This is a genomic window from Allokutzneria oryzae (assembly GCF_042429765.1).
Taxonomy (GTDB): domain Bacteria; phylum Actinomycetota; class Actinomycetes; order Mycobacteriales; family Pseudonocardiaceae; genus Allokutzneria; species Allokutzneria oryzae.
The window spans coordinates 91930-113778 of sequence record NZ_JBHLZU010000002.1; the positions used below are offsets into that span (position 1 = coordinate 91930).

The 21849-nt window shown below is 71.5% G+C and carries 21 protein-coding genes; 12 read left to right on the forward strand and 9 right to left on the reverse strand.

The features are described from left to right. The 5 genes from ACFFQA_RS00800 (at position 1) to ACFFQA_RS00820 (ending at position 3933) form a co-directional block, all read left to right on the forward strand. The gene (locus ACFFQA_RS00800; RefSeq protein ID WP_377849549.1) at positions 1-786 is read left to right on the forward strand and encodes a metallophosphoesterase family protein; all 786 of its coding nucleotides are present in this window, start codon (positions 1-3) and stop codon (positions 784-786) included. A 22-nt stretch (positions 787-808) separates the two neighbouring features. After that, entirely contained in the window at positions 809-1249 is a 441-nt protein-coding gene (locus tag ACFFQA_RS00805; protein ID WP_377849550.1) for an SRPBCC family protein, read from the forward strand. Between the two features lie 24 nt (positions 1250-1273). Continuing rightward, positions 1274-2482 carry an ArsA family ATPase gene (locus ACFFQA_RS00810; RefSeq protein WP_377849551.1) on the forward strand — a complete coding sequence of 403 codons (1209 nt, stop codon included), beginning with the start codon at positions 1274-1276 and terminating at the stop codon, positions 2480-2482. 7 nt (positions 2483-2489) lie between these two features. Next, positions 2490-2861, forward strand: a complete 372-nt coding sequence (locus tag ACFFQA_RS00815; RefSeq protein ID WP_377849552.1) for a hypothetical protein — start codon at positions 2490-2492, stop codon at positions 2859-2861. A gap of 109 nt (positions 2862-2970) precedes the next feature. Continuing rightward, a complete protein-coding gene (locus tag ACFFQA_RS00820) occupies positions 2971-3933 on the forward strand; it encodes an ROK family glucokinase (RefSeq protein WP_377849553.1) in 963 nt (320 codons plus the stop codon). A gap of 86 nt (positions 3934-4019) precedes the next feature. Here ACFFQA_RS00820 and ACFFQA_RS00825 read toward each other — a convergent pair whose 3' ends face one another. From ACFFQA_RS00825 to ACFFQA_RS00835, 3 genes are all read right to left on the reverse strand, one after another. Further along, positions 4020-4148, reverse strand: coding sequence for a hypothetical protein (locus ACFFQA_RS00825; RefSeq protein ID WP_377849554.1), 129 nt, complete (start codon positions 4146-4148; stop codon positions 4020-4022). A gap of 196 nt (positions 4149-4344) precedes the next feature. Next, complete coding sequence (locus ACFFQA_RS00830; RefSeq protein ID WP_377849555.1) at positions 4345-4794, reverse strand: hypothetical protein; 450 nt, start codon at positions 4792-4794, stop codon at positions 4345-4347. Further along, entirely contained in the window at positions 4791-5561 is a 771-nt protein-coding gene (locus ACFFQA_RS00835) for an alpha/beta hydrolase (protein ID WP_377849556.1), read from the reverse strand. The genes ACFFQA_RS00830 and ACFFQA_RS00835 overlap by 4 nt, the downstream gene beginning before the upstream one ends. A 174-nt stretch (positions 5562-5735) precedes the next feature. On the opposite strand from ACFFQA_RS00835, the gene ACFFQA_RS00840 reads away from it, so the two are divergent. The 3 genes from ACFFQA_RS00840 (at position 5736) to ACFFQA_RS00850 (ending at position 8108) form a co-directional block, all read left to right on the forward strand. Further along, on the forward strand, positions 5736-6467 hold the full coding sequence (locus tag ACFFQA_RS00840; RefSeq protein WP_377849557.1) for a lysophospholipid acyltransferase family protein: 732 nt from the start codon (positions 5736-5738) through the stop codon (positions 6465-6467). Between the two features lie 21 nt (positions 6468-6488). Then, positions 6489-6977 (forward strand): polyadenylate-specific 3'-exoribonuclease AS, encoded by a 489-nt coding sequence (locus ACFFQA_RS00845; protein ID WP_377849558.1) that lies wholly within the window; start codon positions 6489-6491, stop codon positions 6975-6977. A 105-nt stretch (positions 6978-7082) separates the two neighbouring features. After that, the gene (locus ACFFQA_RS00850) at positions 7083-8108 is read left to right on the forward strand and encodes a 6-phosphofructokinase (RefSeq protein ID WP_377850189.1); all 1026 of its coding nucleotides are present in this window, start codon (positions 7083-7085) and stop codon (positions 8106-8108) included. Positions 8109-8166: 58 nt separating this feature from the next. Here ACFFQA_RS00850 and ACFFQA_RS00855 read toward each other — a convergent pair whose 3' ends face one another. Together ACFFQA_RS00855 and ACFFQA_RS00860 are read right to left on the reverse strand one after the other, a co-directional pair. Next, the gene (locus ACFFQA_RS00855) at positions 8167-9528 is read right to left on the reverse strand and encodes an FAD-dependent oxidoreductase (protein ID WP_377849559.1); all 1362 of its coding nucleotides are present in this window, start codon (positions 9526-9528) and stop codon (positions 8167-8169) included. 89 nt (positions 9529-9617) lie between these two features. Then, positions 9618-10658 (reverse strand): DUF2891 domain-containing protein, encoded by a 1041-nt coding sequence (locus ACFFQA_RS00860; RefSeq protein WP_377849560.1) that lies wholly within the window; start codon positions 10656-10658, stop codon positions 9618-9620. A 147-nt stretch (positions 10659-10805) separates the two neighbouring features. On the opposite strand from ACFFQA_RS00860, the gene ACFFQA_RS00865 reads away from it, so the two are divergent. After that, a complete protein-coding gene (locus ACFFQA_RS00865; protein ID WP_377849561.1) occupies positions 10806-12194 on the forward strand; it encodes a class II 3-deoxy-7-phosphoheptulonate synthase in 1389 nt (462 codons plus the stop codon). A gap of 142 nt (positions 12195-12336) precedes the next feature. Here the strand turns inward: ACFFQA_RS00865 and ACFFQA_RS00870 are convergent, their stop codons facing one another. Then, positions 12337-14310, reverse strand: a complete 1974-nt coding sequence (locus ACFFQA_RS00870) for a Stk1 family PASTA domain-containing Ser/Thr kinase (RefSeq protein WP_446681666.1) — start codon at positions 14308-14310, stop codon at positions 12337-12339. A 141-nt stretch (positions 14311-14451) separates the two neighbouring features. Here ACFFQA_RS00870 and ACFFQA_RS00875 point away from each other — a divergent pair, with 141 nt between their 5' ends. Further along, a complete protein-coding gene (locus ACFFQA_RS00875) occupies positions 14452-14817 on the forward strand; it encodes an Rv2175c family DNA-binding protein (RefSeq protein ID WP_377849563.1) in 366 nt (121 codons plus the stop codon). An 81-nt stretch (positions 14818-14898) separates the two neighbouring features. On the opposite strand, the gene mptB is transcribed toward ACFFQA_RS00875, so the two are convergent. Further along, the gene (gene mptB / locus ACFFQA_RS00880) at positions 14899-16515 is read right to left on the reverse strand and encodes a polyprenol phosphomannose-dependent alpha 1,6 mannosyltransferase MptB (RefSeq protein WP_377849564.1); all 1617 of its coding nucleotides are present in this window, start codon (positions 16513-16515) and stop codon (positions 14899-14901) included. Positions 16516-16596: 81 nt separating this feature from the next. Further along, positions 16597-17706 (reverse strand): polyprenyl synthetase family protein, encoded by a 1110-nt coding sequence (locus ACFFQA_RS00885; protein ID WP_377849565.1) that lies wholly within the window; start codon positions 17704-17706, stop codon positions 16597-16599. 240 nt (positions 17707-17946) lie between these two features. Here ACFFQA_RS00885 and metF point away from each other — a divergent pair, with 240 nt between their 5' ends. Next, entirely contained in the window at positions 17947-18846 is a 900-nt protein-coding gene (gene metF / locus ACFFQA_RS00890; RefSeq protein ID WP_377849566.1) for a methylenetetrahydrofolate reductase [NAD(P)H], read from the forward strand. A 228-nt stretch (positions 18847-19074) separates the two neighbouring features. On the opposite strand, the gene ACFFQA_RS00895 is transcribed toward metF, so the two are convergent. Next, positions 19075-19743 (reverse strand): LppM family (lipo)protein, encoded by a 669-nt coding sequence (locus tag ACFFQA_RS00895; protein WP_377849567.1) that lies wholly within the window; start codon positions 19741-19743, stop codon positions 19075-19077. 109 nt (positions 19744-19852) lie between these two features. Here ACFFQA_RS00895 and ACFFQA_RS00900 point away from each other — a divergent pair, with 109 nt between their 5' ends. Continuing rightward, a complete protein-coding gene (locus ACFFQA_RS00900) occupies positions 19853-21568 on the forward strand; it encodes a DUF885 domain-containing protein (protein WP_377849568.1) in 1716 nt (571 codons plus the stop codon). Positions 21569-21849 lie beyond the last annotated feature (281 nt).

The window sequence follows — 21849 nt, forward strand, 5'->3', positions numbered from 1 at the left end:
GTGCGGGTGCATGTGGTGTCGGACGTCCATGGAAACGCCGAGGCGCTTGCCAGAGCCGGAGAGGGCGCGGACGCCCTGGTCGTGTTGGGCGACCTGATCGACTTCGTGGACTACCACGATCATTCCCGCGGCATCCTCGGCACCATCTTCGGCGCGGAGAAGGTGTGCCGCTTCGCCGAGCTGCGGCGCAGCAACGGCCGCGGGGCCGGGCTCTACGTGCGGTCGTTGTGGGAGACCCTGGACGACCCGGCCGCCGTTGTCCTCGACGCCGCTCGTCAGCAGTACGCCGAACTGTTCGGTGCGATGACCGCGCCCACCTACGCGATCCCCGGCAACGTCGACATGCCCGAGCTCTGGCCCGAGTTCGCCAGCGCCGGAGTGCGACTGGTCGACAATGGATCGGCTGACATCGGTGGACTGCGGTTCGGGTTCGTCGGGGGGACGTTGCTGCCGCCGGGCTACACCCTCAACCGCGCCGCGCCGTGGGTGCCGTACGTGCGCGAGGTCGACGAGTACGCCGAAGCGGTGCGCGCGTTGCCCGCGATGGACGTGTTGTGCAGCCACGTCCCGCCCGCGGTCGCCGAGCTGACCTACGACGTCGTCGCCACGCGGGCGGAGTTCGGCTCGACCGCGCTGCTGGCGGCCATCGCGGAGCACTCGCCGCGCTGGTCGCTGTTCGGCCACGTGCACCAGCCGCTCTCACGGCGGGTCCGGGTGGGGCGCACGGAGTGCGTCAACGTGGGCCACTTCAAGCGCACAGGCCTGCCGTATGTACTCCGGTGGTAGCGAGGCGGGTAACCTGCGCGGCATGGCCGACCAGTCCACACAGTCCATCGTGATCGACGCCGCTCCCGAGCAGATCATGGCGGTGATCTCGGACTTCGCCAAGTACCCGGAATGGGCCGAGGCGGTGAAGCACACCGAGGTGCTCAGCAGCGACTCCGCCGGGCGGGGCGAGCAGGTCCGGTTCGTCATCGACGCCGGTCCGATCAAGGACGAGTACACCCTCGCCTACGAGTGGGCGCAGGACGGGTCCTCGGTGAGCTGGAACCTGGTCAAGGGTCAGATGCAGAAGGCGCAGTCGGGCAGCTACGTGCTCGCGCCGGAGGGCTCCTCGACGAAGGTGACCTACTCGCTGTCGGTCGAGCTGACCATCCCGATGATCGGCCTGTTCCGCCGCAAGGCCGAGAAGATGATCATGGACGTGGCGCTCAAGGAGCTCAAGACGAGGGCCGAGAGCGCGGCCTGAGTCGCCGTCGCGCACAATCCCTTCGTGCGTGTCCTGCTGTTCACCGGCAAGGGCGGCGTGGGCAAGACGACCCTCGCCGCCGCGACCGCGGCGCGCCTGGCCGCCGACGGCCACAAGGCGCTGGTGGTCTCCACCGATCCCGCGCACTCCCTGGCCGACGCGCTCGGCATGCCGCTCGGCGCCGAACCGTCCGAAGTGGACGGAGCAGGGCTCTTCGCCGCCCAGGTCGACGCGCGGTCCCTGGTCGACGGCGCGTGGCAGGACCTGCGCGGGCACCTGCACACCGTGCTCGCCGGGGCCGGGGTGGACGAGGTGCAGGCCGAGGAGCTGACCGTGCTGCCCGGCGTCGAGGAGCTGCTGGCGCTCTCGGAGGTCCAGAGGCTCGCGACCTGCGGCCCGTGGGAGACGGTGGTCGTCGACTGCGGGCCGACCGCGGAGACGCTGCGGCTGCTCGCGCTGCCCGAGGCGCTCGCCGGGTACCTGGAACGGCTGTTCCCGACCCATCGACGGGTCGTGCGCGGCCTGCTCGCCGGACTGGCTGGAAGCTCCACTGTGGAGCGTTGGGACGCCGCGGCGGACGCGTTGGGCCGCCTGGCGGAACGGCTTGAGGCGCTGCGTTCGATGCTGGTGGACCAGGACGTCACCAGCGTCCGGCTGGTGCTCACGCCCGAGCGCGTCGTCGCCGCCGAGACCCGCCGCACCCTGACCGCGCTCGCGTTGCAGGGCATCCGGGTCGACCGGCTGGTCGCCAACCGGCTGCTGCCCGACGGCGACGACACCGACGGGGTCGCGGCGAGGTGGCTGCGCACCAGGCGCGCCGAGCAGGACGCCGTGCTCGGGGAGCTCGGCGGCGATGTGCGCACCCCGCTGGACACCGTCGGCCACCGCGCCGAGGAGCCGGTCGGCGTGCCCGCGCTGCTGGAGGTCGCCGCCGAGCTCTACGGCGGCGGCGATCCGCTCAGCGGAGCCGAGCGGGCCGAGCTGATCGAGGTCAGCGGCGGTGGCAAGGGGCTGGACTCCGAGTACGGGATGCGGCTGCACCTGCCGTTGGCCGCCGACGCGCAGCTGGAGCTGGCCAGGGTCGACGACGAGCTGGTGATCACGCTGGACGGCAGGCGAAGGCTGGTCGCCCTGCCCGCCGTGCTGCGCCGCTGCGAGATCGTCGGCGCGACCGCGGACAACGAGGGCATCACCGTGCGGTTCCGGCCCGACCCCCGAGTGTGGATGCGGTGAGGCTGAGATGACCCAGGACTCCGGACTCAACCAGGAGCTGCGGCTGCTGCTGGACGCCGTCGCCCAGCGCGCCGAACCGTGGCTGCGCAAGATCGCCGAGCAGCAGCCCGACACCGAGGGGCAGTCCGCTGCCCGCCACCGCGCCACCTGCACGTGGTGCCCGCTGTGCGCCGCGGTGTCCCTCGCCCGCGGCGAGCGGCCGGAGCTGGCCGCCAAGGCCGCCGAGCACCTCACCGGCCTGCTCTCGGTGCTGCGCGCCTCGATGGAACCCGAGCGCTCCGAGCCGCAGGAGCAGCAGCAGAACCCGGCACCCGCGGCGGAGCCCGAGCGCCCCGAACCCGCCCCGCGCGTGCAGAAGATCAGCGTGGAGCGGCAGTGACGATGCTTGATCCCGCGAGCGGATCCTCGGTGACGATGCTTGATCCCGCGAGCGGATCCCCGGTGACACCACCCGACCCCGCGAGCGCGTCCTTCAGAAGCGGGTCCCGGTGCTGACCGTCGGAGTCGATGTCGGAGGTACGAGCGTCCGCGCGGGCGTCGTCGACGCGCACGGGGCGATCCTGGACACCGCGGTCGCGCCGACCCCGAGCGGTGAGGGGCCGCTGGAGGACGCGATCGTCGCTGAGGTCAAGGAGCTCGCGTCGCGGCACCCGGTGACCGCGCTCGGGCTGGCCGTCGCGGGCTTCGTCACCGCCGACCGCCGGAGCGTGCGGTTCGCGCCGCACCTGGCGTGGCGCAACGCGCCGGTCGCCGACCGGATGTCCGACCGCCTCGGCATGCCGGTGGTGCTGGAGCACGACGCCAACGCGGCCGCGCTCGCCGAGTACCGCTTCGGCGCGGCGCGCGGGACCAGGGTCGCTGCCTTGGTCGCGCTCGGCACCGGCATCGGGGGCGCGCTGCTGATCGACGGCGAGATCTTCCGCGGCGCCTACGGAGTGGCTCCCGAGCTCGGGCACCTGCGCGTGGTGCCGGACGGGCGGCCGTGCCCGTGCGGCAAGCGCGGTTGCTGGGAGCGCTACTGCAGCGGCACCGCGCTCGCCGCGACCGCCGTGGAGATGCTGGCCCGTGATCCGGGCTGCTCGACGTTGCTGGCGCGGGAGGCCGCTGGCGACATGCGCGCGGTGACCGGCAGGAAGGTCGCCGGTGCCGCGCTGGACGGGGACCCGCTGGCGCAGCGCGCCATGGACGAGCTCGCCCGGTGGCTGGGACAGGGGCTGGCGCTGGTCGCCGACGTCTACGACCCCGAGGTCGTGGTGATCGGCGGGGGAGTCTCGCAGTCCGCGCCGCTGTTCCTCGACGACGCGCGGGACCACTACTCCGCGCTGGTGACGGGGGCCGGGCACCGGCCGCTGGCGCGCATCCGCACTGCTCAGCTCGGGGACGACGCGGGGATCGTGGGTGCGGCCTCGCTTGCCGCCGATCTCGCCGGGCGGCGCCTCAACCCGCGCTGAGGCGGGGAGCGGGAGGAAGGGAGACGCTGGCCGGCGACGCTGCCGACAGCGCTGGTGCCACGTGCTCTTCTCGGAGGAGATCCGGTCTAGCGGTTGCGACGGCGGAGCAACCGGCGACGGGACTTCTCGCCGCGGTGGTGCGTGCGCCGCTCGGACCGCTGTTCGGCGGCCTGAGCCAGCGCACGCACGAGCACGAAGGCTTGCAACTGATCCACGAGTCACTCCCTTCGGTGCGATGGGCCCGGGGTTGTGCCCCGGTTCCCGCGACCACGTTACGGGAGCACTGAATCGTTGTTACAAGCCAAGAAACCCGTTCGTGGTGGATCTCACCAGTACAGCTCAGCTGGTGTGTCCCCGCTCTCAGCCTGGCGGCGGATTCAGGTCGTGGTCTAGACCACAATGCGTGATGGTCTAGACCTGTGCGCCATCGTCCCAGCCGGAGTCCGGCGGCGGTCCCTTGCGCATCCGCAGCACCAGCCAGCCGATGCCGCCGCTGATCGCCAGCAGCGCCAGCGGGGTGGCGGTGCTCGACGCGATGCCGATCAGGTTCGGCGCGACCAGCAGCAGCGCGCCGAGCAGGAACATGGCCAGCGCGCCCATCGTCGCCGGGCGCAGCGGGGGCAGCGGTGGCGGGTCCGGCGGGACGAAGTGGTCCTCGTCGGAGCGAGCGGAGGAACCCGGATCCGGATCGGGCTCCGGCTCCTCGGCCGGCTCCGCCCTGGGTTCGTCCTTCGGCTTCGCCGAGCCGTCGCCGTCCGGCCAGTCCGCGGAGACCCCCTCGCGCTGCAGACCCGCCACGATCGCGGCGAACGCGGCGTCGACGTCCTCGGGGCCGCCGGTCTCGTCGGCCTTCTTGCTCAAGCAGCCTCACCCACCCTGGCCTCGTGCACGCGGCGCGCGAACTCCACGCTGCCCGCGAAGATCGTCGGTGCGTCGTTGTCGAGAGTGGCCACGTGGAAGCTGTCCGCGAGCACCACCTCGGTCGTGTCGTCGCCGCGCACGCCGTCCAGCACGATCCTGGCGCTGACCGGCTCGACGACGTGGTCGACGGCGGAGCGGTACAACAGCAGCGGCTGGCGCACCTTGTCCAGGTCCGCGCGCACCACCCGCCACAGCTCCTGCAGGCTCGCGGCCGCGCGCAGCGGGGTCCGGTCGTAGGCCAGCTCGCGCGCCCCGGGCTTGGCGATGTCGTTGGCGATCCCGGGCAGCGACGGCACCACCCGCGAGAGCAGCGGCAGCAGCGCCGCGCCGCGCTTCTCCGTGGTGACCGACGGGTTGACCAGGACGAGCCCGGCGACCTCCGGCCCGTGCCGCTGGGCCAGCCGCAGCGCAAGCGCCCCGCCCATCGACAGGCCGAAGACGAAGGTCGAGCGGCAGCGCGCCGACAGCTGGCCGAAGCCGGTCTCCACCCGGTCGTACCAGTGCTGCCACCGCGTCCGGTTCATCTCCTGCCACCGCGTCCCGTGTCCTGGCAGCAGCGGGCAGCGCACCGAGAACCCCTCGGCTGCCAGGTGCTCGGCCCAGGGGCGCATGCTCTGCGGTGACCCGGTGAACCCGTGGCAGAGCAGCACCCCGATCTCGTCGGAGCCCTCGTGCGCGAACGGTTCCGCGCCGGTGAGCACGGGCACGGCGGCCTCCTCTGCGACGGCGGTGCGCGGGTGTCCATCGTCCCATGAGCGCTCCACGGTGCGGCAGATCTCATGGAGTGGGGCACTGTGGTTGGCTGTCCCGCGTTGTGTTCGGTAAGGAACGCTCCGTAGGCTGGCGCGTCAGGCTGAGGCAGGGAGGAGGCGGTCTTCGCAGTGCTCTACTGGCTGATGAAGTACGTCTTTCTGGGACCGCTGCTGCGGTTGTTCTTCCGGCCGACCATCGAGGGGTTGGAGAACGTGCCGCGCAAGGGCGGCGCGATTCTCGCGAGCAACCACCTCGCGGTCGCCGACTCGTTCTTCCTGCCGCTGATGGTGCCGCGCCGGGTGACCTTCCTGGCCAAGCGCGAGTACTTCACCGGCAAGGGGATCAAGGGCCGGTTCAAGAAGGCCTTCTTCAGCGGGGTCGGTCAGGTGCCCATCGACAGGGCGAGCGCGGCCGCGGCGCAGGACGCGCTGGACACCGGCGTGCGGCTGCTGCGCGAGGGCCACCTGCTGGGCATCTACCCCGAGGGCACCCGCTCCCCGGACGGCCGCCTCTACAAGGGCAAGATCGGCGTGGCCCGGATGGCCATGGAGGCCGGGGTGCCGGTCATCCCGGTGGTCATGGTCGGCACCGACAAGGCCAACCCGATCGGGTCGAAGATGTGGCGCCCGCACCGGATCCGCATCGTGATCGGCGAGCCGCTGGACTTCAGCCGCTACGACGGCCTCGGCGGCGACCGCTTCGTGGAGCGCTCCGTCACCGACGAGATCATGTACGCGCTGATGGAGATGTCCGGTCAGGAGTACGTCGACGTCTACGCCGCCAAGGTGAAGGACGCCGTCCCGCCGCGCCGGCGCAAGCCGGAGCCCGCCGACCGGGTGCCGGGGGCCAAGGCGAGCTGAGCGAACTCTAGAGTTGCCCGGGTGCGGTTCTTCTACGACACGGAGTTCATCGAGGACGGCGTGACCATCGACCTGGTGTCGATCGGCGTCGTCGACGAGGAGGGCCGCGAGTTCTACGCGGTGTCCACCGAGTTCGACCCGGACCGAGCCGGTCAGTGGGTCCGGCAGAACGTCCTCGACAAGCTCCCGCCGCCCGCCGACCCCGCGTGGCGCAGCCGAAGGCAGATCCGCGACGAGCTGCTGGAGTTCCTGACCGCGCCCGGCGAGGACATCGAGCTCTGGGCGTGGTTCGCCGCCTACGACCACGTGGCCCTGGCGCAGCTGTGGGGCGCGATGCCCGCGTTGCCGAGGGAGATCCCGCGCTACACCAAGGACCTGCGGCAGCGGTGGGAGGACCTCAGGCGTCCCCGGCTCACGCCGCCGCCCGCCGACGCGCACTCCGCGCTGGCCGACGCCCGGCACAACCTGGTGCGCTGGAAGATCATGGAGCCGCTCTGGCGCAGGAACTAGCCGCCTTCTGGGACCCGCCTTGCTGCACCGATCCAGCAACTGAAAGGGTAAAGGCGACGACGGTCACACTCTGCGCGGATCCGGCGCAGCGAGGAGGCGATGAAGATGCGCATCGGCGTGCTCACTGGTGGCGGGGACTGCCCCGGTCTCAACGCGGTCATCCGAGCGGTCGTCCGCAAGGGCGTCGAGGTCTACGGCCACGAGTTCGTCGGCTTCCGCAACGGCTGGAAGGGTCCGATCGAGGGGCACACCCGCCCGCTCGGGCTTGACCAGGTCGAGGACATCCTGACCAGGGGCGGCACCATCCTGGGGTCCTCGCGCACCAACCCCTACAAGGTCGACGGCGGCGTCGACGCCATCCGCGCGACCCTCGCGGAGCACAAGGTCGACGCGCTGATCGCGATCGGCGGCGAGGACACCCTCGGCGTGGCGAAGAAGCTCACCGACGACGGCATCGGCGTCGTCGGCGTGCCGAAGACGATCGACAACGACCTCGGCGCCACCGACTACACCTTCGGTTTCGACACCGCGGTGCACATCGCCACCGAGGCGATCGACCGGCTGCGCACCACGGCCGAGTCGCACCACCGCGCGCTCGTCGTGGAGGTCATGGGCAGGCACGCGGGCTGGATCGCGCTGCACTCCGGCCTCGCCGGCGGCGCGAACGTGATCCTGGTGCCGGAGAAGAAGTTCAGCGTCGACAAGGTCGTCGAGTGGGTGCAGCGCCGGTTCGAGCGCGAGTACGCCCCGATCATCGTCGTCGCCGAGGGCGCGATGCCGGAGGACGGCGCCGAGGTCCTGGTCAGCGGGGAGAAGGACGCGTTCGGCCACGTCCGGCTCGGTGGCATCGGCACCTGGCTGGCCGACGAGATCGCGGCGCGCACGGGCAAGGAGTCCCGCGCGGTCGTGCTCGGCCACACCCAGCGCGGTGGCACCCCGACGGCCTACGACCGAGTCCTCGCGACGCGCTTCGGCCTGCACGCGGTGGACGCGGTCAACGACGGGGACTTCGGCGTGATGGTCGCGCTGCGCGGCACGGACATCGTCCGGGTCAAGCTCTCCGAGGCGACCGCGGAGCTGAAGACCGTCCCGACGGAGCGCTACGCCGAGGCCGAGGTCTTCTTCGGCTGATCCAGCCTCTCGACCCCGTCCCCGCGGAACCCGGGGGCGGGGTCGACGTCTTCTCGCGCTACGGAGCCAGGACGTGTTCGTCGCGGGAGATGGCCAGCATCTCCTCGCGGGAGACCACCTTGATCCGCTCCCGGCCGCGCGCGTCGCCCAGGCGCAGCTCGTGCACGTCCAGGCGGTTCCAGCCCTCGTGCGTGGTGTAGCGGACGCCGCGCAGCTCCAGCAGTTCGAGGATCGCGGCCGGGTCCGGCTCCGGCGCCTCGCGCAGCAACGGCAGGTCGGCGAGCAGACTGCCGATCGTCTCCAGCGCGTCGCCCTTGGTGTGGCCGATCAGGCCGACCGGGCCGCGCTTGATCCAGCCGGTGACGTAGCAGCCGGGCACCTGCTGGCCGTCCTGGCCGAGCACCCGGCCCGCGTCGTGCGGGACCGTGCCGGAGGCGTGGTCGAAGGGCAGTCCGGCCAGGTGCGAGCCGAGGTAGCCGACCGCGCGGTACACCGCCTGCACGTCCCAGTCGTGGAACACGCCCGTGCCGCGCGCGCCGCCAGTGCCGTCGAGCTCCATCCGCTCCGTGCGCAGCCCGGTCACACCGTCCTCGCCGAGCACCGCGACGGGCTGGTGCAGGAAGTGCAGATGCAGGCGGCGCGGGCGGTTCCCGGGGTCTCGGATCGCCCAGTCCTGCAAGGTCTTCACAACCTGGCGCACCTGGTTGCTGGAGTGGATCGCGGCCATGCTGCCGTCGTCGAACTCGATGTCCTCGGGGTGGACCAGGACCTCGACGCTCGGCGAGTGGTCGAGCTCGCGCAGCTCCAGCGGCGTGAACTTCGCCTGGGCCGGGCCGCGCCTGCCGAAGACGTGCACGTCGGTGACCTGGCTGGCGGCGAGGCCGCGGTAGACGTTGTCCGGGATCTCGGTGGACAGCAGCTCGTCGGCGGGCTTGGCCAGGACGCGCGCCACGTCCAGGGCCACGTTGCCGACGCCGAGCACCGCGACGCTGCGCGCGGTCAGCGGCCAGTCGCGCGGCACGTCGGGGTGGCCGTCGTACCAGGACACGAAGTCCGCGCCGCCGAAGCTGCCAGGCAGGTCGATGCCGGGGATGTCCAGCTCCCGGTCCTTGGACGCGCCAGTGGAGAAGATGACGGCGTCGTAGTGCCCGCGCAGGTCCTCAAGGGTGATGTCCAGGCCGTAGTGGACGTTGCCGAGCAGGCGGATCTCCGGCTTCTCCAGCACCCGCTGCAACGCGTGCACGATCTGCTTGATCCGCGGGTGGTCGGGCGCTACGCCGTACCTGATCAGCCCGTACGGCGCGGGCAGCCGCTCGAACAGGTCGATGCTGACCGGCGTCTCTGACTTCGTCAGGATGTCGGCCGCGTAGATGCCGGCCGGACCGGCGCCTACGACAGCGATCCGCAGCGGGCGACGCATATGCACTCCTCAAGGCTGGGCACCGTGCTCCAACTTTGAGGTTAGCCTTGCCTAATCTTCAGGTCAGTCCCGGTCTGCTGTGTGCCTGCTCATACCGTCTCGAAGGCTCTCAGGGTGAGGTACGCGGCGAAGGTGCCGAGCCAGTGGTCGGCCGCGTAGCCGTAGCCGAACACGTAGCGCCAGCCGTCCTCCGCGTGCGCCCGCGCCGAGCCCTCCGCGATCGCGCGGTACCGGTGGTCGCGGGGCAGGGCGGCGGCCAGCGACCGCCACGCGAACGCCCTGGACAGCATCAGTCCGGAGATGTGCGAGCCGTGCGGGTCCGACGGGTCGTCGACCGGTACCGGTTCGCGCAGCACGCTCCACCGAGGTGCTTCCAGGTCCGGCAGGAACCGGTCGAGCCAGCCGAGGAACTCCTCGCCCGGCAGCGCCCTGCGCATCACGTCGATCTCGGTCAACGCGGGGGAGAGGAAGTCCGACGCGTTCGGCTCGAAGCCGCCGTAGCCGGCGTCCTCGCCGTACCAGCGCAGCACTGCCGCGGTGGTCGTGTCCGCGAGCTCGGTGTCGCCGACGGCCCGCGCCGCGTCGAGCACGAGCCCGGCCGCGAACGCCGTGTTGGAGTGCACGCCGCTGCGCACCGGCCAGCGCGCCTTCCTCGTCCACTCCAGCCAGCGGTCGCGCAGCGCCTCGGTCAGCGGGCGCAGCGCGGCGGCCCACACCCCGGCACGCTCACCGCCGAGCTGGTCGGCCCACAGGCGGAGCTCGGCGTCCAGGACGAACAGCCACGCCCAGCCGTAGGGACGCTCCCAGTAGCCGCCCCTGCGGCCGCGGAAGAACCGCGCCTCGGTCTCGCAGCCCTCCACCGTCAGCAGCCCGTCCAGCACGTCGGCGGCGTACGAGGCCTCGGCCAGCTCCGGGCGAACCCGCAGCAACCGCACGATCAGCCAGGTCTGGTGCACGCAGGAGTGCCAGTCGTAGCTGCGCGCGAACACCGGGTGCAGCACGCTCTGCGGCACCAGCTCCGCGTCGGACTCGATCAGGTGCGTCCAGTGCACCGGGTGGTCGCGCAGCACGTTGTCCAGGGCCACTGAGAGCAGTCGTGCCGCTGTGTCGTCGTCCAGTCGAGCCGCCATGGGAGACCATCCTGCCCGCGCGCGCCGCAGCTCACAGCGCCCGATCGGACCCACAAGTTGCGACGATCACCGACCGCACCCCTTCCCAGCTGGTGGAACTTGCGTACCGATAGCCAGGAGATACCGGTCACGCCGTAGGCTTGGAGGGTGAACTGGACCGTGGATGTGCCGGTCGACACGCTGCCCGAGCTGCCCCCGTTGCCGCCGGAGTTGCGTGCTCGGCTTGATGACGCCTTGTCGCGTCCCGCCGCTCAGCAGCCGGAGTGGCCGAACCCCGAACAGGCCCGCAACGTGCGGACCGTGCTGGAGAGCGTTCCCCCGATCACCGTTCCCGCCGAGGTCGACCGCCTCCGCGAGCGGCTGGCCGAGGTGGCGCTGGGTCGGGCGTTCCTGCTGCAGGGCGGGGACTGCGCGGAGACCTTCGTCGACAACACCGAACCCCACATCAGGGCGAACATGCGCGCCCTGCTGCAGATGTCGGTCGTGCTGACCTATGGCGCGAGCATGCCGGTGGTGAAGGTCGGCCGGATCGCCGGCCAGTACGCCAAGCCGCGCTCCTCGGCCACCGACTCGCTCGGGCTGCCCTCCTACCGCGGCGACATGATCAACTCGATCGTGGCCAGCCCGGAGGCCAGGGTCAACGACCCGTCGCGGATGATCCGCGCCTACGCCAACGCGGGCGCGGCGATGAACCTGCTGCGCGCGCTGACCAGCTCCGGTGTCGCCGACCTGCGCCGCGTGCACGACTGGAACAAGGACTTCGTGCGCACCTCGCCGGCTGGCGAGCGCTACGAGGCCCTGGCCACCGAGATCGACCGCGGCATGCGCTTCATGTCGGCCTGCGGCGTCGACGCCTACCCGCTGCACACCGTCGAGATCTACGCCAGCCACGAGGCGCTGGTGCTGGACTACGAGCGGGCCATGCTGCGGCTGGAGCAGAGCGGTCCGCAGCCGAAGCTGTACAACCTCTCCGCGCACTTCCTGTGGATCGGTGAGCGCACCAGGCAGCTCGACGGCGCGCACATCGCCTTCGCCGAGCTGCTGGCCAACCCGATCGGGCTGAAGATCGGCCCCACCACCACGCCCGAGCAGGCGGTGGAGTACGTCGAGCGGCTCGACCCGCGCAACGAGCCCGGCAGGCTGACGCTGATCAGCCGGATGGGCAACGGCAAGGTGCGCGACGTGCTGCCCGCGATCGTGGAGAAGGTCACCGCCTCCGGGCACCAGGTCATCTGGCAGTGCGACCCGATGCACGGCAACACCCACGAGGCCAGCACCGGCTACAAGACCCGGCACTTCGACCGGATCGTGGACGAGGTGCAGGGCTTCTTCGAGGTGCACCGCGCCCTGGGCACCCACCCCGGCGGCATCCACATCGAGCTGACCGGCGAGGACGTCACCGAGTGCCTCGGCGGCGCCCAGGAGATCTCCGACCTCGACCTCGCGGGTCGCTACGAGACGGCCTGCGACCCGAGGCTGAACACCCAGCAGTCGCTGGAGCTGGCCTTCCTCGTCGCCGAGATGCTCCGCTCCTAGGTCGCGTTTCACAGGTCTCGTTCGATGAGAGGCGGGATCGGCCCGGCTGTCGCGAACACGGACTTGTGAAACACGACCTGGTCCGAACGCGACACGAAAAGGGGGCTGTCCATGGTGGACAGCCCCCTTTCGTCGTCCGGTATCAGAAGAAGCAGGTGAGCACGACCTTGGTGCCGGGCTTGACCCTGGTGCCAGGGGCCACGGACTGGCCCACCACGTTCCCGTCGTCGCGGCCGGGGAACAGCTGCTGGACATCCACGTCCAAACCCTTGTCGCGCAGCCACTTCGACGCCTGGCTGGCGCGCTGGCCGGTGAAGTTCGGCAGGGTGACCGCGTTGGAGAGCACCACCTTCACCCGCCGGGTGGTCTTGGTGTCCAGCTTCGTCCCGCTCGGCGGGTCGGTCCTGGCCACCCGGCCCGCCTCGTACTCCGCGGAGAAGTCCTGGCCGCCGTCCTCCGGCTCGAAGCCCAGCCTGCGCAGCTCGGCGTACGCCGCTTCCTTGGTCATGCCCGCCACCGCGGGCACCGGGACCGGCGGCTTGCCCTTGGACAGCGCCACCGTGACCGGGGCGCCCGTCTTCAGCTTCGTCCCCGGGGCGGGGGAGAGCTTGATGACCGCGCCCTGCGGGACCTCCGCGCTGTAGTCGTTGGCCGACTCGTTCTGGGTCGGCTGCAGCTTCGCGTCCCGGATCGCCTTCTCCGCGTCGGCGAGGCTCGCACCCGCGGCGACGGTGGGCACCTCCGGGAGACCCATCGAGACCACGAGCACGACCTCGTTGCCCCGCAACACCTTCGAGCCGGTCTGCGGCTCCGAGCGGATCACCTCGTCGATCGGCACGTCGTCGTTCGGCTCGTGGCTGACCTTGGCGACCAGGTCGCCGGCGCGCAGCGCCTCCTGCGCCTTGACCAGCGTCAGCCCCGCCAGCCTCGGCACCTCCGTCCAGCGACCGCTGCCCAGCCACCACGCCGTGCCGCCGACACCCGCCACGAGCAGCGTGATCACCACCGCCCAGATCAGCATGGCGCGTCTGCCGCGCGAGCGCTCCCGCTCGTACGCGCTCGGCTTCGGCGGGTCCGGTTCGAGGTCCTGCTCGGTCGTCGGCGGTCGCTGCGCCATGGCGGGCAGGTCGGAGCGGTTCATGGTCCGCGTGCCCATCGGCCCGGCGTGGGACACCGGCCGCTGCTTCACCACCGTCGGCCCGTTGGTGTAGTCCGTGATCGCCGTGATCTGCTCGGTCGGCGGGTCGTCGTCCCGCGCGGGCGTGTAGGCAGGCAGGTGGACGGGGACCTTGTTCGGCGGGACCGGGACCGGCACCGGGTGGATGCCCAGCGAGGCCCGGACGCGGCGCAGCTCGGTGAGGAAGGCCGTGGCGTCGGCGGGCCGCACCGACGGGTCGCGGCGGGTCGCGCGCACCACGAGCTCGTCGAGCTCCGCCGGGATGCCCTGGCGCTTGGTGCTCGGCGCGGGCACGTCGTCGTTGACGTGGCGGTAGGCCACCGAGAGCGCGGTGTCGCCGGAGTAGGGCGGCGCACCGGTCAGCATCTCGTAGAGCACCAGGCCCGCCGAGTAGACGTCGCTGCGCGCGTCGGCGGCTCCGGTGGCGACCTGCTCCGGCGCCAGGTAGGCGACCGTCCCGAGGATGACGCTGTCGCTGGTTGTCCCCGCGCCCGCGATCGCCTTCACCAGGCCGAAGTCGCCGACCTTCACGGTGCCGCCCCTGCCGATGAGCACGTTCTCCGGCTTGATGTCGCGGTGCACCAGCGCCGCCTCGTGCGCTGCGGCCAGCGCGGCCAGGATCGGCTCCAGCACGCTCAGCGCCAGCGGGACCGACAGCTCCCCGTGCTCGTGCAGGACGTCGCGCAGCGTGCCGCCCTCGATGTACTCCATGACCAGGTAGGCCAGCTCGCCGTCGGGACGGCGGTCCACGCCCTGGTCGTAGACGCCCACCACGCTCGGGTGGTGCAGCCGCGCGGCCGTGCGGGCCTCCCGCTCCAGCCGGTCGAGGAAGGACCGGTCCCCCGACAGCCGGGAGTCCATCACCTTGATCGCCACCGGCCGCTCCAGCCGGGTGTCCAGGCCCAGGTAGACCGAGGACATCCCCCCGCGCGCGATCATGGTGTCGATGCGGTATCGACGCTCCAGCAACGTCCCGCTCAGTTCGGCACCCCTCGATTCCACAACGCTCGATCGTAGGCGGTCCCCCTGAACCGCCCGGCGCACGGCATCGGCTTGCGCGTTGTGGCAGGCTGGATGGCTGTGAGTCAGATCCCTACCTCCCCGGATGTGCTCGACGCCGAGGTGGAGGTCCTCCCGCTGCCCGACGTCGCCGAGCGCCTGGGGCAGCCCGTGACCCGAGTCCACCAGATGCTCCGGGACGGACAGCTGCTCGCGGTGCACCGCGACGGCATCCGCGCCGTGCCCGCCGCCTTCCTCACCGACACCGGGGTGGTCAAGCACCTCTCGGGGACCGTCACGGTGCTCCGCGACTCCGGCTACTCCACCGAGGAGATCCTGCGCTGGCTGTTCACCGCCGACGACTCCCTGCCGGGCACTCCCATCGAGGCGCTGCGCGGCGACCGCGGCCGTGAGGTGAAGCGCCGAGCGCAGGCCCTGGCCTTCTAGTCCGACATCCGTTCCGACCCCACGACGAGAGAACGGCGCCGCCCCGGAAGGGACGGCGCCGTTCGGCTTCTCGAAGGCGCGCTACAGGTGCGCGCCCTTGTGCCGCCGGGAGAACCTCAGCGGGTCGGGGCGCAGCAGCGAGACCGCCGCCAGCAGCGACAGCAGGGTCATCACCGCGACGTGCAGGAAGTTGTACGTGGCCGCGTCGCCGTCCGGGTAGCTCACCGCGATCAGGAACGAGGAGCCGAAGACGATCACCGTCGTCGCCCACTCCGAGAGCGCGATCCCGGCGGCCAGCGCCAGCGCCAGCGAGAAGTACCAGGGGAAGGTCGTCTGCAGCAGCAGCGACATGCCCAGCAGCACCAGCGAGGCGCGGCGCATCACGTTGCGGTCCTCGCCGTCACGGGCCTTCCACCACTGGCGGACCGCGATGTAGCCGAGCAGCGCCATGCCCAGCATCCGGGCGGTGTTGATGAACAGGTCGTAGCTGGGGCTGAAGAACCAGCTGGCGAAGCCGTGCAGCGTCTGGCCGAGACCGGTCGGCAGCGAGGTCCAGTTGATCACCACGGAGTTCGCCGACAGCGCGGGGATCCAGCCGAGGTTGACGCCCGCGACCAGCTGGCAGGCGGCGAAGACGGCGAAGAACACCACCATGCCGGACCCGGCCGCGCGGAGGAACCGCGCCTTCTCCGAGCCGGGCAGCCGCTTCGCCCAGATCCACACCAGGAACGGCAGCACCACGACGGCCTGGATCTTGATCGCCGCGCCCAGGGTGACCAGCACGATGCCCAGCACGTGCTTGCCGCGCATCACCATCAGCGAGCCGAGCGCGAGCAGGCCGACCATCAGCAGGTCGTTGTGCGGCCCGCCGACCAGGTGCACCAGCACCAGCGGGTTGGCCGCGCAGATCCACAGCGCGATGGTGCCGTTGCCGCCCATCCGCTCCGCCAGCTTCGGCAGCACCCAGCACAGCATGACCAGGCCGCCGATCAGCGCCAGGCGCATCAGCAGCACGCCCGCGATCATGTTGTGCCCGCTGACCGCCACGACGTACTTGGCGATCAGGATGAACAGCGGCCCGTACGGCGCGGGCGTGGTCTGCCAGACCCACGCGACGTTCTCCGAGATCGGTCCGTCCAGCGCGGCCGGGCCGAGCGCGTAGGTGTCCAGCCCCTCCAGCGGCAGCAGGCCCTGGCCGAGGTAGCTGTAGACGTCCCTGGTGAACAGCGGCGGCCCGAGCATGACCGGCACCGCCCACGCGGTGATCGCCAGCAGCACGCCGCCGCGGCCGACCCGGCCGGCCCGCACGTGCCTGCCGAGCCGGACCCAGGCCCACACCAGCAGCCCGACGCCGAGGTAGACCACCAGCTCGGCGAGGTTCTTGCCGTGCCCGAAGCGGATCCAGGTCAGCGAGGTGCCGGACAGGATCGGGTCCCGGACCAGCGTGCCGCCCGCGCCGAGCGCGCCGAGCGCGGCGAGGCAGGCGCCGATGACGCCGAGCAGGATGGTGCGCACCGGTATGCCCGTCGCGGGCACCGTGCCGGGCTTCGGGGAGCCGACGGCGCCACCGGCGCCGGTGACCGAGCCCGAGGGAGCGTGCTCAGCTGGCCGCTCGGCGACCCGGGTGCTCGCCCCGGGCTCGCTCGGTACCGGCTCGTCGCCGGGACCGGTGATGGGCGGAGAGGACATGGTGGACATCGCTGGCCATGGTCCCATAGCCCCAGCGCGGGCTTGTACGCAACGGTCGTCTCTGTGACGCACGCGGCGCGCTGGCCACGGTCAGTAGCTGCGCTTGGTGACTTCCAGGGCAAGCTCACCCAGACGGGTGGAGGCGACGGGGTCGATCGTCACCGATTCCAGGGCGGCGAGCCCGGACGCGGTCAGCCGGTCGATCCGCTCCTCGACCGCGCGCACCGCGCCGAGCCGGACCAGCGTCTCGCGGACCCGCTCCAGCAGCCCCGCGTCCAGCTGCTCGACGCCCAGCGCGCTCTCGATCAGCTCGGCCGATGCGCTCTCGCCCGCCTTCGCAGCCAGCTCCAGCCCGTAGGCGACCAGCGGCGTCCGCTTGCCCTCGCGCAGGTCGTCGCCCGCGGGCTTGCCGGTGACGGCGGGGTCGCCGAACACGCCGAGCAGGTCGTCGCGCAGCTGGAAGGCGATGCCGATGTCCACGCCGTAGCGCCGCAGCGCGCCGATGAGGTCCTGGTCCGCCCCGGCCAGCGACGCGCCGAAGTGCAGCGGCCGGTCCACGGTGTAGGCGGCGGTCTTGTAGCGGCTGACCTGCTCGGAGCTCCGCAGGTCGGCCGCGCCCCTGGCCTGCGCGAGCACGTCCAGGTACTGCCCGGCGAGCACCTCGGTGCGCATGCCCTGCCACGCCTCGTTCGTGCGCGCCAGCGCTTCGAGCCCGAGCCCGGAGGTGCGCACCATGTCGTCGGCCCAGACCAGCGCGAGGTCGCCGAGCAGCAGCGCGGCGGAGAGCCCGAACCGGTCCGCGTCGCCGGACCAGCCCGACGCGCGGTGCTGTTCCGCGAACGCGACGTGCACGGTCGGCTGGCCCCGGCGCATGTCCGAGTCGTCCATCAGGTCGTCCTGCACCAGGGCGCACGCCTGGATCAGCTCCAGCGAGCTGACGGCGCGCAGCACCGGGACCACGGTGTCCAGGTCGTCCGGGTCGCCGCCCGCGGCCCGCCAGCCCCACCAGGCGAAGATGGGCCGGATCCGCTTGCCACCGGTGAGGACGAAGTCCGAGAGCGCGGTGACGGCGTTCGCGAACGCCTCGTCGATGTCGGCGGCGACGGTCCGCTGTCTGCCGAGGTAGACGCGGAGCTCATGCTCCACGTACCCGGCGAGTCCCGAGTCGACAGGGTGCGGCTCTACCTGCTGTTCAAGCACGGTGACAATCCTCTGCCTTCCCGGGATCGGCTGCTACTCCGGGGTCCTAGCCGGGCGGAACCCACTAGTCCAGTGAACGCGACGGACACAACAGGAGTCCCCCGCTATCACCGATCTCACTCCAGCGCTTCCGCCTGGTCCCGCGGTGGTCGCGCCGGAAGGCGTCAACCGCGTTCGTACCTTCTTCCAGTTCGTGGAACTCCGCGTCCGACTATCGGGCACCCCGAGTAGCCTTGCCCTATGACGGCGGTGGTTGACCGGCTCCGTAGCGATCGTCCGGTGTTCTCGGTGGAGTTCTTCCCACCCAAGGACGCCGAGGCCGAGCGCCAGCTCTGGCGCGCCATCAGGGAGCTCGAACCGCTCGACCCCGCCTTCGTGTCGGTGACCTACGGCGCTGGCGGCTCCAGCCGCGACCGCACGATCCGCGTGACCGGGCGCATCGCGCAGGAGACCACGCTGCTGCCCGTCGCCCACCTCACCGCGGTCAACCACTCCGTGGCCGAGCTGCGCAACGTGATCGGCTCCTACGCCTCGGTCGGCGTGCGCAACATCCTCGCGCTGCGGGGCGACCCGCCCGGCGACCCGAACGGTGAGTGGGTCAAGCACCCGCAGGGCCTGACCTACGCCGAGGAGCTGGTCCGGCTCATCCGCGACCTCGGCGACTTCTGCGTCGGTGTGGCCGCCTACCCCTTCGGCCACCCGCGCTCGGCGGACCTGGACACCGACGCGGAGTTCTTCGTGCGCAAGCTGCGCGCGGGGTCGCACTACGCCGTGTCGCAGATGTTCTTCCGCGTCGACGACTTCCTGCGGTTGCGGGACCGGATCGCCTCGCGCGGCGTCGACCTCGACCAGGTCCCGCTGCTGCCCGGCCTGATGCCGATCCGTTCGGTCAAGGGCGTGCAGAAGATGGCCGAGATGGCCAACACCGAGATCCCGCCGGAGGTCATCGCCCGCGTCGAGCCCTACGCCGGTGACCTGGAGGCGGTGCGCGCGATCGGCGTGGACATCGCCACCGAGCTGGCGCAGCGGTTGCTCGACGAGGGGCTGAAGAACCTGCACTTCTACACGATGAACCGGTCGAACTCGACCGTGCAGGTCCTCGACCGGCTCGGCCTGCTCCCCGCCCGCGCCCGGGTCTAGTCCCTGTCCTGCACGTCCCTGTCCTGCACGTGGTGACACCACCTCATCACCCCCTGATGCCTTCACCCGCGTGCCCCTCTTCTCGCGTTTTGTAGCCTTAATGCGATTTGGGAGCGCTCTCTTGCGCATCAAGGTGACAAAACGCGAAAAGACCGACCACGCCAGCTGGTCCGTGCCGAGGTCTAGGTCGTGTCCCGGCGGCCAGGGCAGGCGCGGTGGGCTCCGGGCTCAGGCCCAGGCGAACGACTGCCGGTGTCTTCGGTGGCTGACGTAGGCCATCACCATCACGGTGACCGCCGCGCAGCCGGTGCCCGCGCCGACGATGATCGCCCAGAGCACCCACGCCTCGGTGGTGGCGTCCGCGTAGCGGGCGAGCGCGGTGAGCTCGGTGACCTGCCCCGCCTTCGGCGACCAGGAGATCTCGTTGCCCCGGGCGCGGCCGTTGCCGCTGTTGACCTTGCCGGGGAAGTTGACCTTGATCTGCACGTCCGTGCGGTCCGGGGCGAGCTGGGTGAGGTCCACCGAACCGGACAGCGTCACCAGTCCTCCGGAGCGGCGCAGGCCGAACCGGTACTTGCCGCTGTCGCCCACCGCGGTCGCCGACAGCAGCCGCAGCTCCTCGAAGGTGAGCCCGGTGAAGGTGAGCTGGGAGCCGGTGAAGCCGTCCGCCGCGCTCGCCTTGGTCACCCGCGCCCGTCCGGCCAGCTCGGTCGGCACCACCAGCTGCGGGCCCGCGTCGCCGTCGTGCTGCGGGGCGGCGAGCACCTGGAGGTCGCCGGTGACCCGGTCGTCCTCGGAGACCGACAGCGTCATCCTCGCCCGCACGCAGCCACTCAGCAGCAGCGCCGTGAGCAGCGCCAACACCAGGACGGCGCGGCGACGGGGTCCGGTCGGCATCGGCACATCGTGCCAGCGGGACCGCTGCCACGACACCCGCATAGAGGACTCTGGACATCACGTTCACGGAGCCGGTGCCGCGGGTATCCGCTGAGGTAGCGTGCGGCCCATGTCAGCCAGCCGCTCCGCGCCAGCCCCCGCAAGCGGGTCCTCGGTGATCCACGAGATCAGCGACGCCTTCGTCAACGACTACGCCGTGCTCGACCCCAGCACGGCGACCTACCTCGGTGTCCCCGGCCAGGACGAGAACCTGACGGACTACTCGCCGGAGGGCCACCAGGCGCGGGCCGAGCTGGCCGCGCGGGCGCTGCGGGAGATCGGTGCCGCCGAACCGGCTACCGACGGTGAGCGGCTGGCCAAGGCGGTCTTCCAGGAGCGCGTCGGGCTGGACGTCGAGCGCCACGAGGCGGGGCTGACCACCGCCTCGCTCAACGTCATCTCCAGCCCTGTGCAGGACCTGCGCCAGGTCTTCGACCTGATGGCCAGCGACACCGCTGACGACTGGGCGGTGATCTCGACCAGGCTGGCCAAGGCGCCGCAGGCCCTCGACGGGCTGCGCGCCTCGCTGCTGCACTCCGCGGACAAGGGCCACGTCTCGGCGATCCGGCAGGTCTCCGGCGTCGCCGAGCAGTGCGAGACCTGGGCGGGCCTGCGCGGCGGCACGTCCTTCTTCGCGACCATGGTGGCCGCGGCCGACAAGGTCGACGGCGTCAGCGACGCGCTGCGCACCGACCTGCGGACCGGCGCCGACGCGGCCGCGCGGGCCTACGGCGAGTTCGCCCGGTTCCTGCGCGAAGAGCTCGCGCCGAGGGCACCGAAGCGGGACGCGGTCGGCGAGGACCACTACCGGTTGGAGTCGCGCTACTTCACCGGCGCGAAGCTGGACCTGCACGAGGCGTACGAGTGGGGCTGGGCGGAGTTCTCCCGCATCGAGGCCGAGATGAAGCAGGTCGCGAACCGGATCCGCCCCGGGTCCACGTTGGCCGAGGCCGCCGCGGCTCTCGACGCCGACCCGCGCTACCGGGTGCACGGCCAGGACGCGCTGGCCGCGTGGATGCAGCAGCTCTCCGACCGGGCGCTGGCCGAGGTCAGGGACGTCCACTTCGACATCCCGGACCCGCTGATGAGGCTGGAGTGCAAGATCGCGCCGCCCGGCGGCGGCGTCGGCGCGTACTACACCGGTCCGACCGACGACTTCAGCCGTCCCGGCCGGATGTGGTGGTCGGTGCCCGCCGACCGCGAGGAGTTCTCCACCTGGCGCGAGGTCAGCACCGTCTACCACGAGGGCGTTCCCGGCCACCACCTGCAGATCGCCACGGCGGTCCACCAGGCCGCCGAGCTCAACCGCTTCCAGCGCCTGATGTGCTGGGTGTCGGGCTACGGCGAGGGCTGGGCGCTGTACTCGGAGCGGCTGATGCGCGAACTCGGCTACCTCGACGACGACGGCGACCTGCTGGGCATGCTCGACGCGCACCTGTTCCGCGCCGCCCGCGTGGTGGTGGACATCGGCATGCACCTGGAGCTGGAGATCCCGAAGGGCACCGGCTTCCACGAGGGCGAGCGCTGGACCCCGGACCTGGGCCTGGAGTTCATGCTGACCCGGACGATCACCGACCCGACGCACGTGCGCGACGAGATCGACCGCTACCTGGGCTGGCCCGGACAGGCCCCGTCCTACAAGCTCGGCGAGCGGCTGTGGCTGGCCGCGCGCGAGGAGGCCAAGGCTCGCCAGGGTGCGGACTTCGACCTGAAGTCCTTCCACACCAAGGCGTTGCGGGCCGGCGCGATGGGGCTGGACCTGCTCCGCGAGCAGATGATCGGCTAGGTCGTGTCCTGGAAGTGGCGACACCATCTCGCCACCTCCCCGGCACCCTCACTCGCGTGCCCCGCTTTTCGCGTTTTGTCACCTTGTTGCGCGAAAGAGCGCTCCCATTTCGCATTAAGGTGACAAAACGCGAAAACCTCGGCCACGCCAGCCACGCCAGCCGGGCCACGGGGGCATGGGGGCACGGGGGCTGGGGGGCATGGGGGAGGTGTCACCTCGGGGCAGCGGGATGGGTTGCGGGGCAGGCCCCTGGCCGACTTTCGGTGGTGTCGGCGCACCCC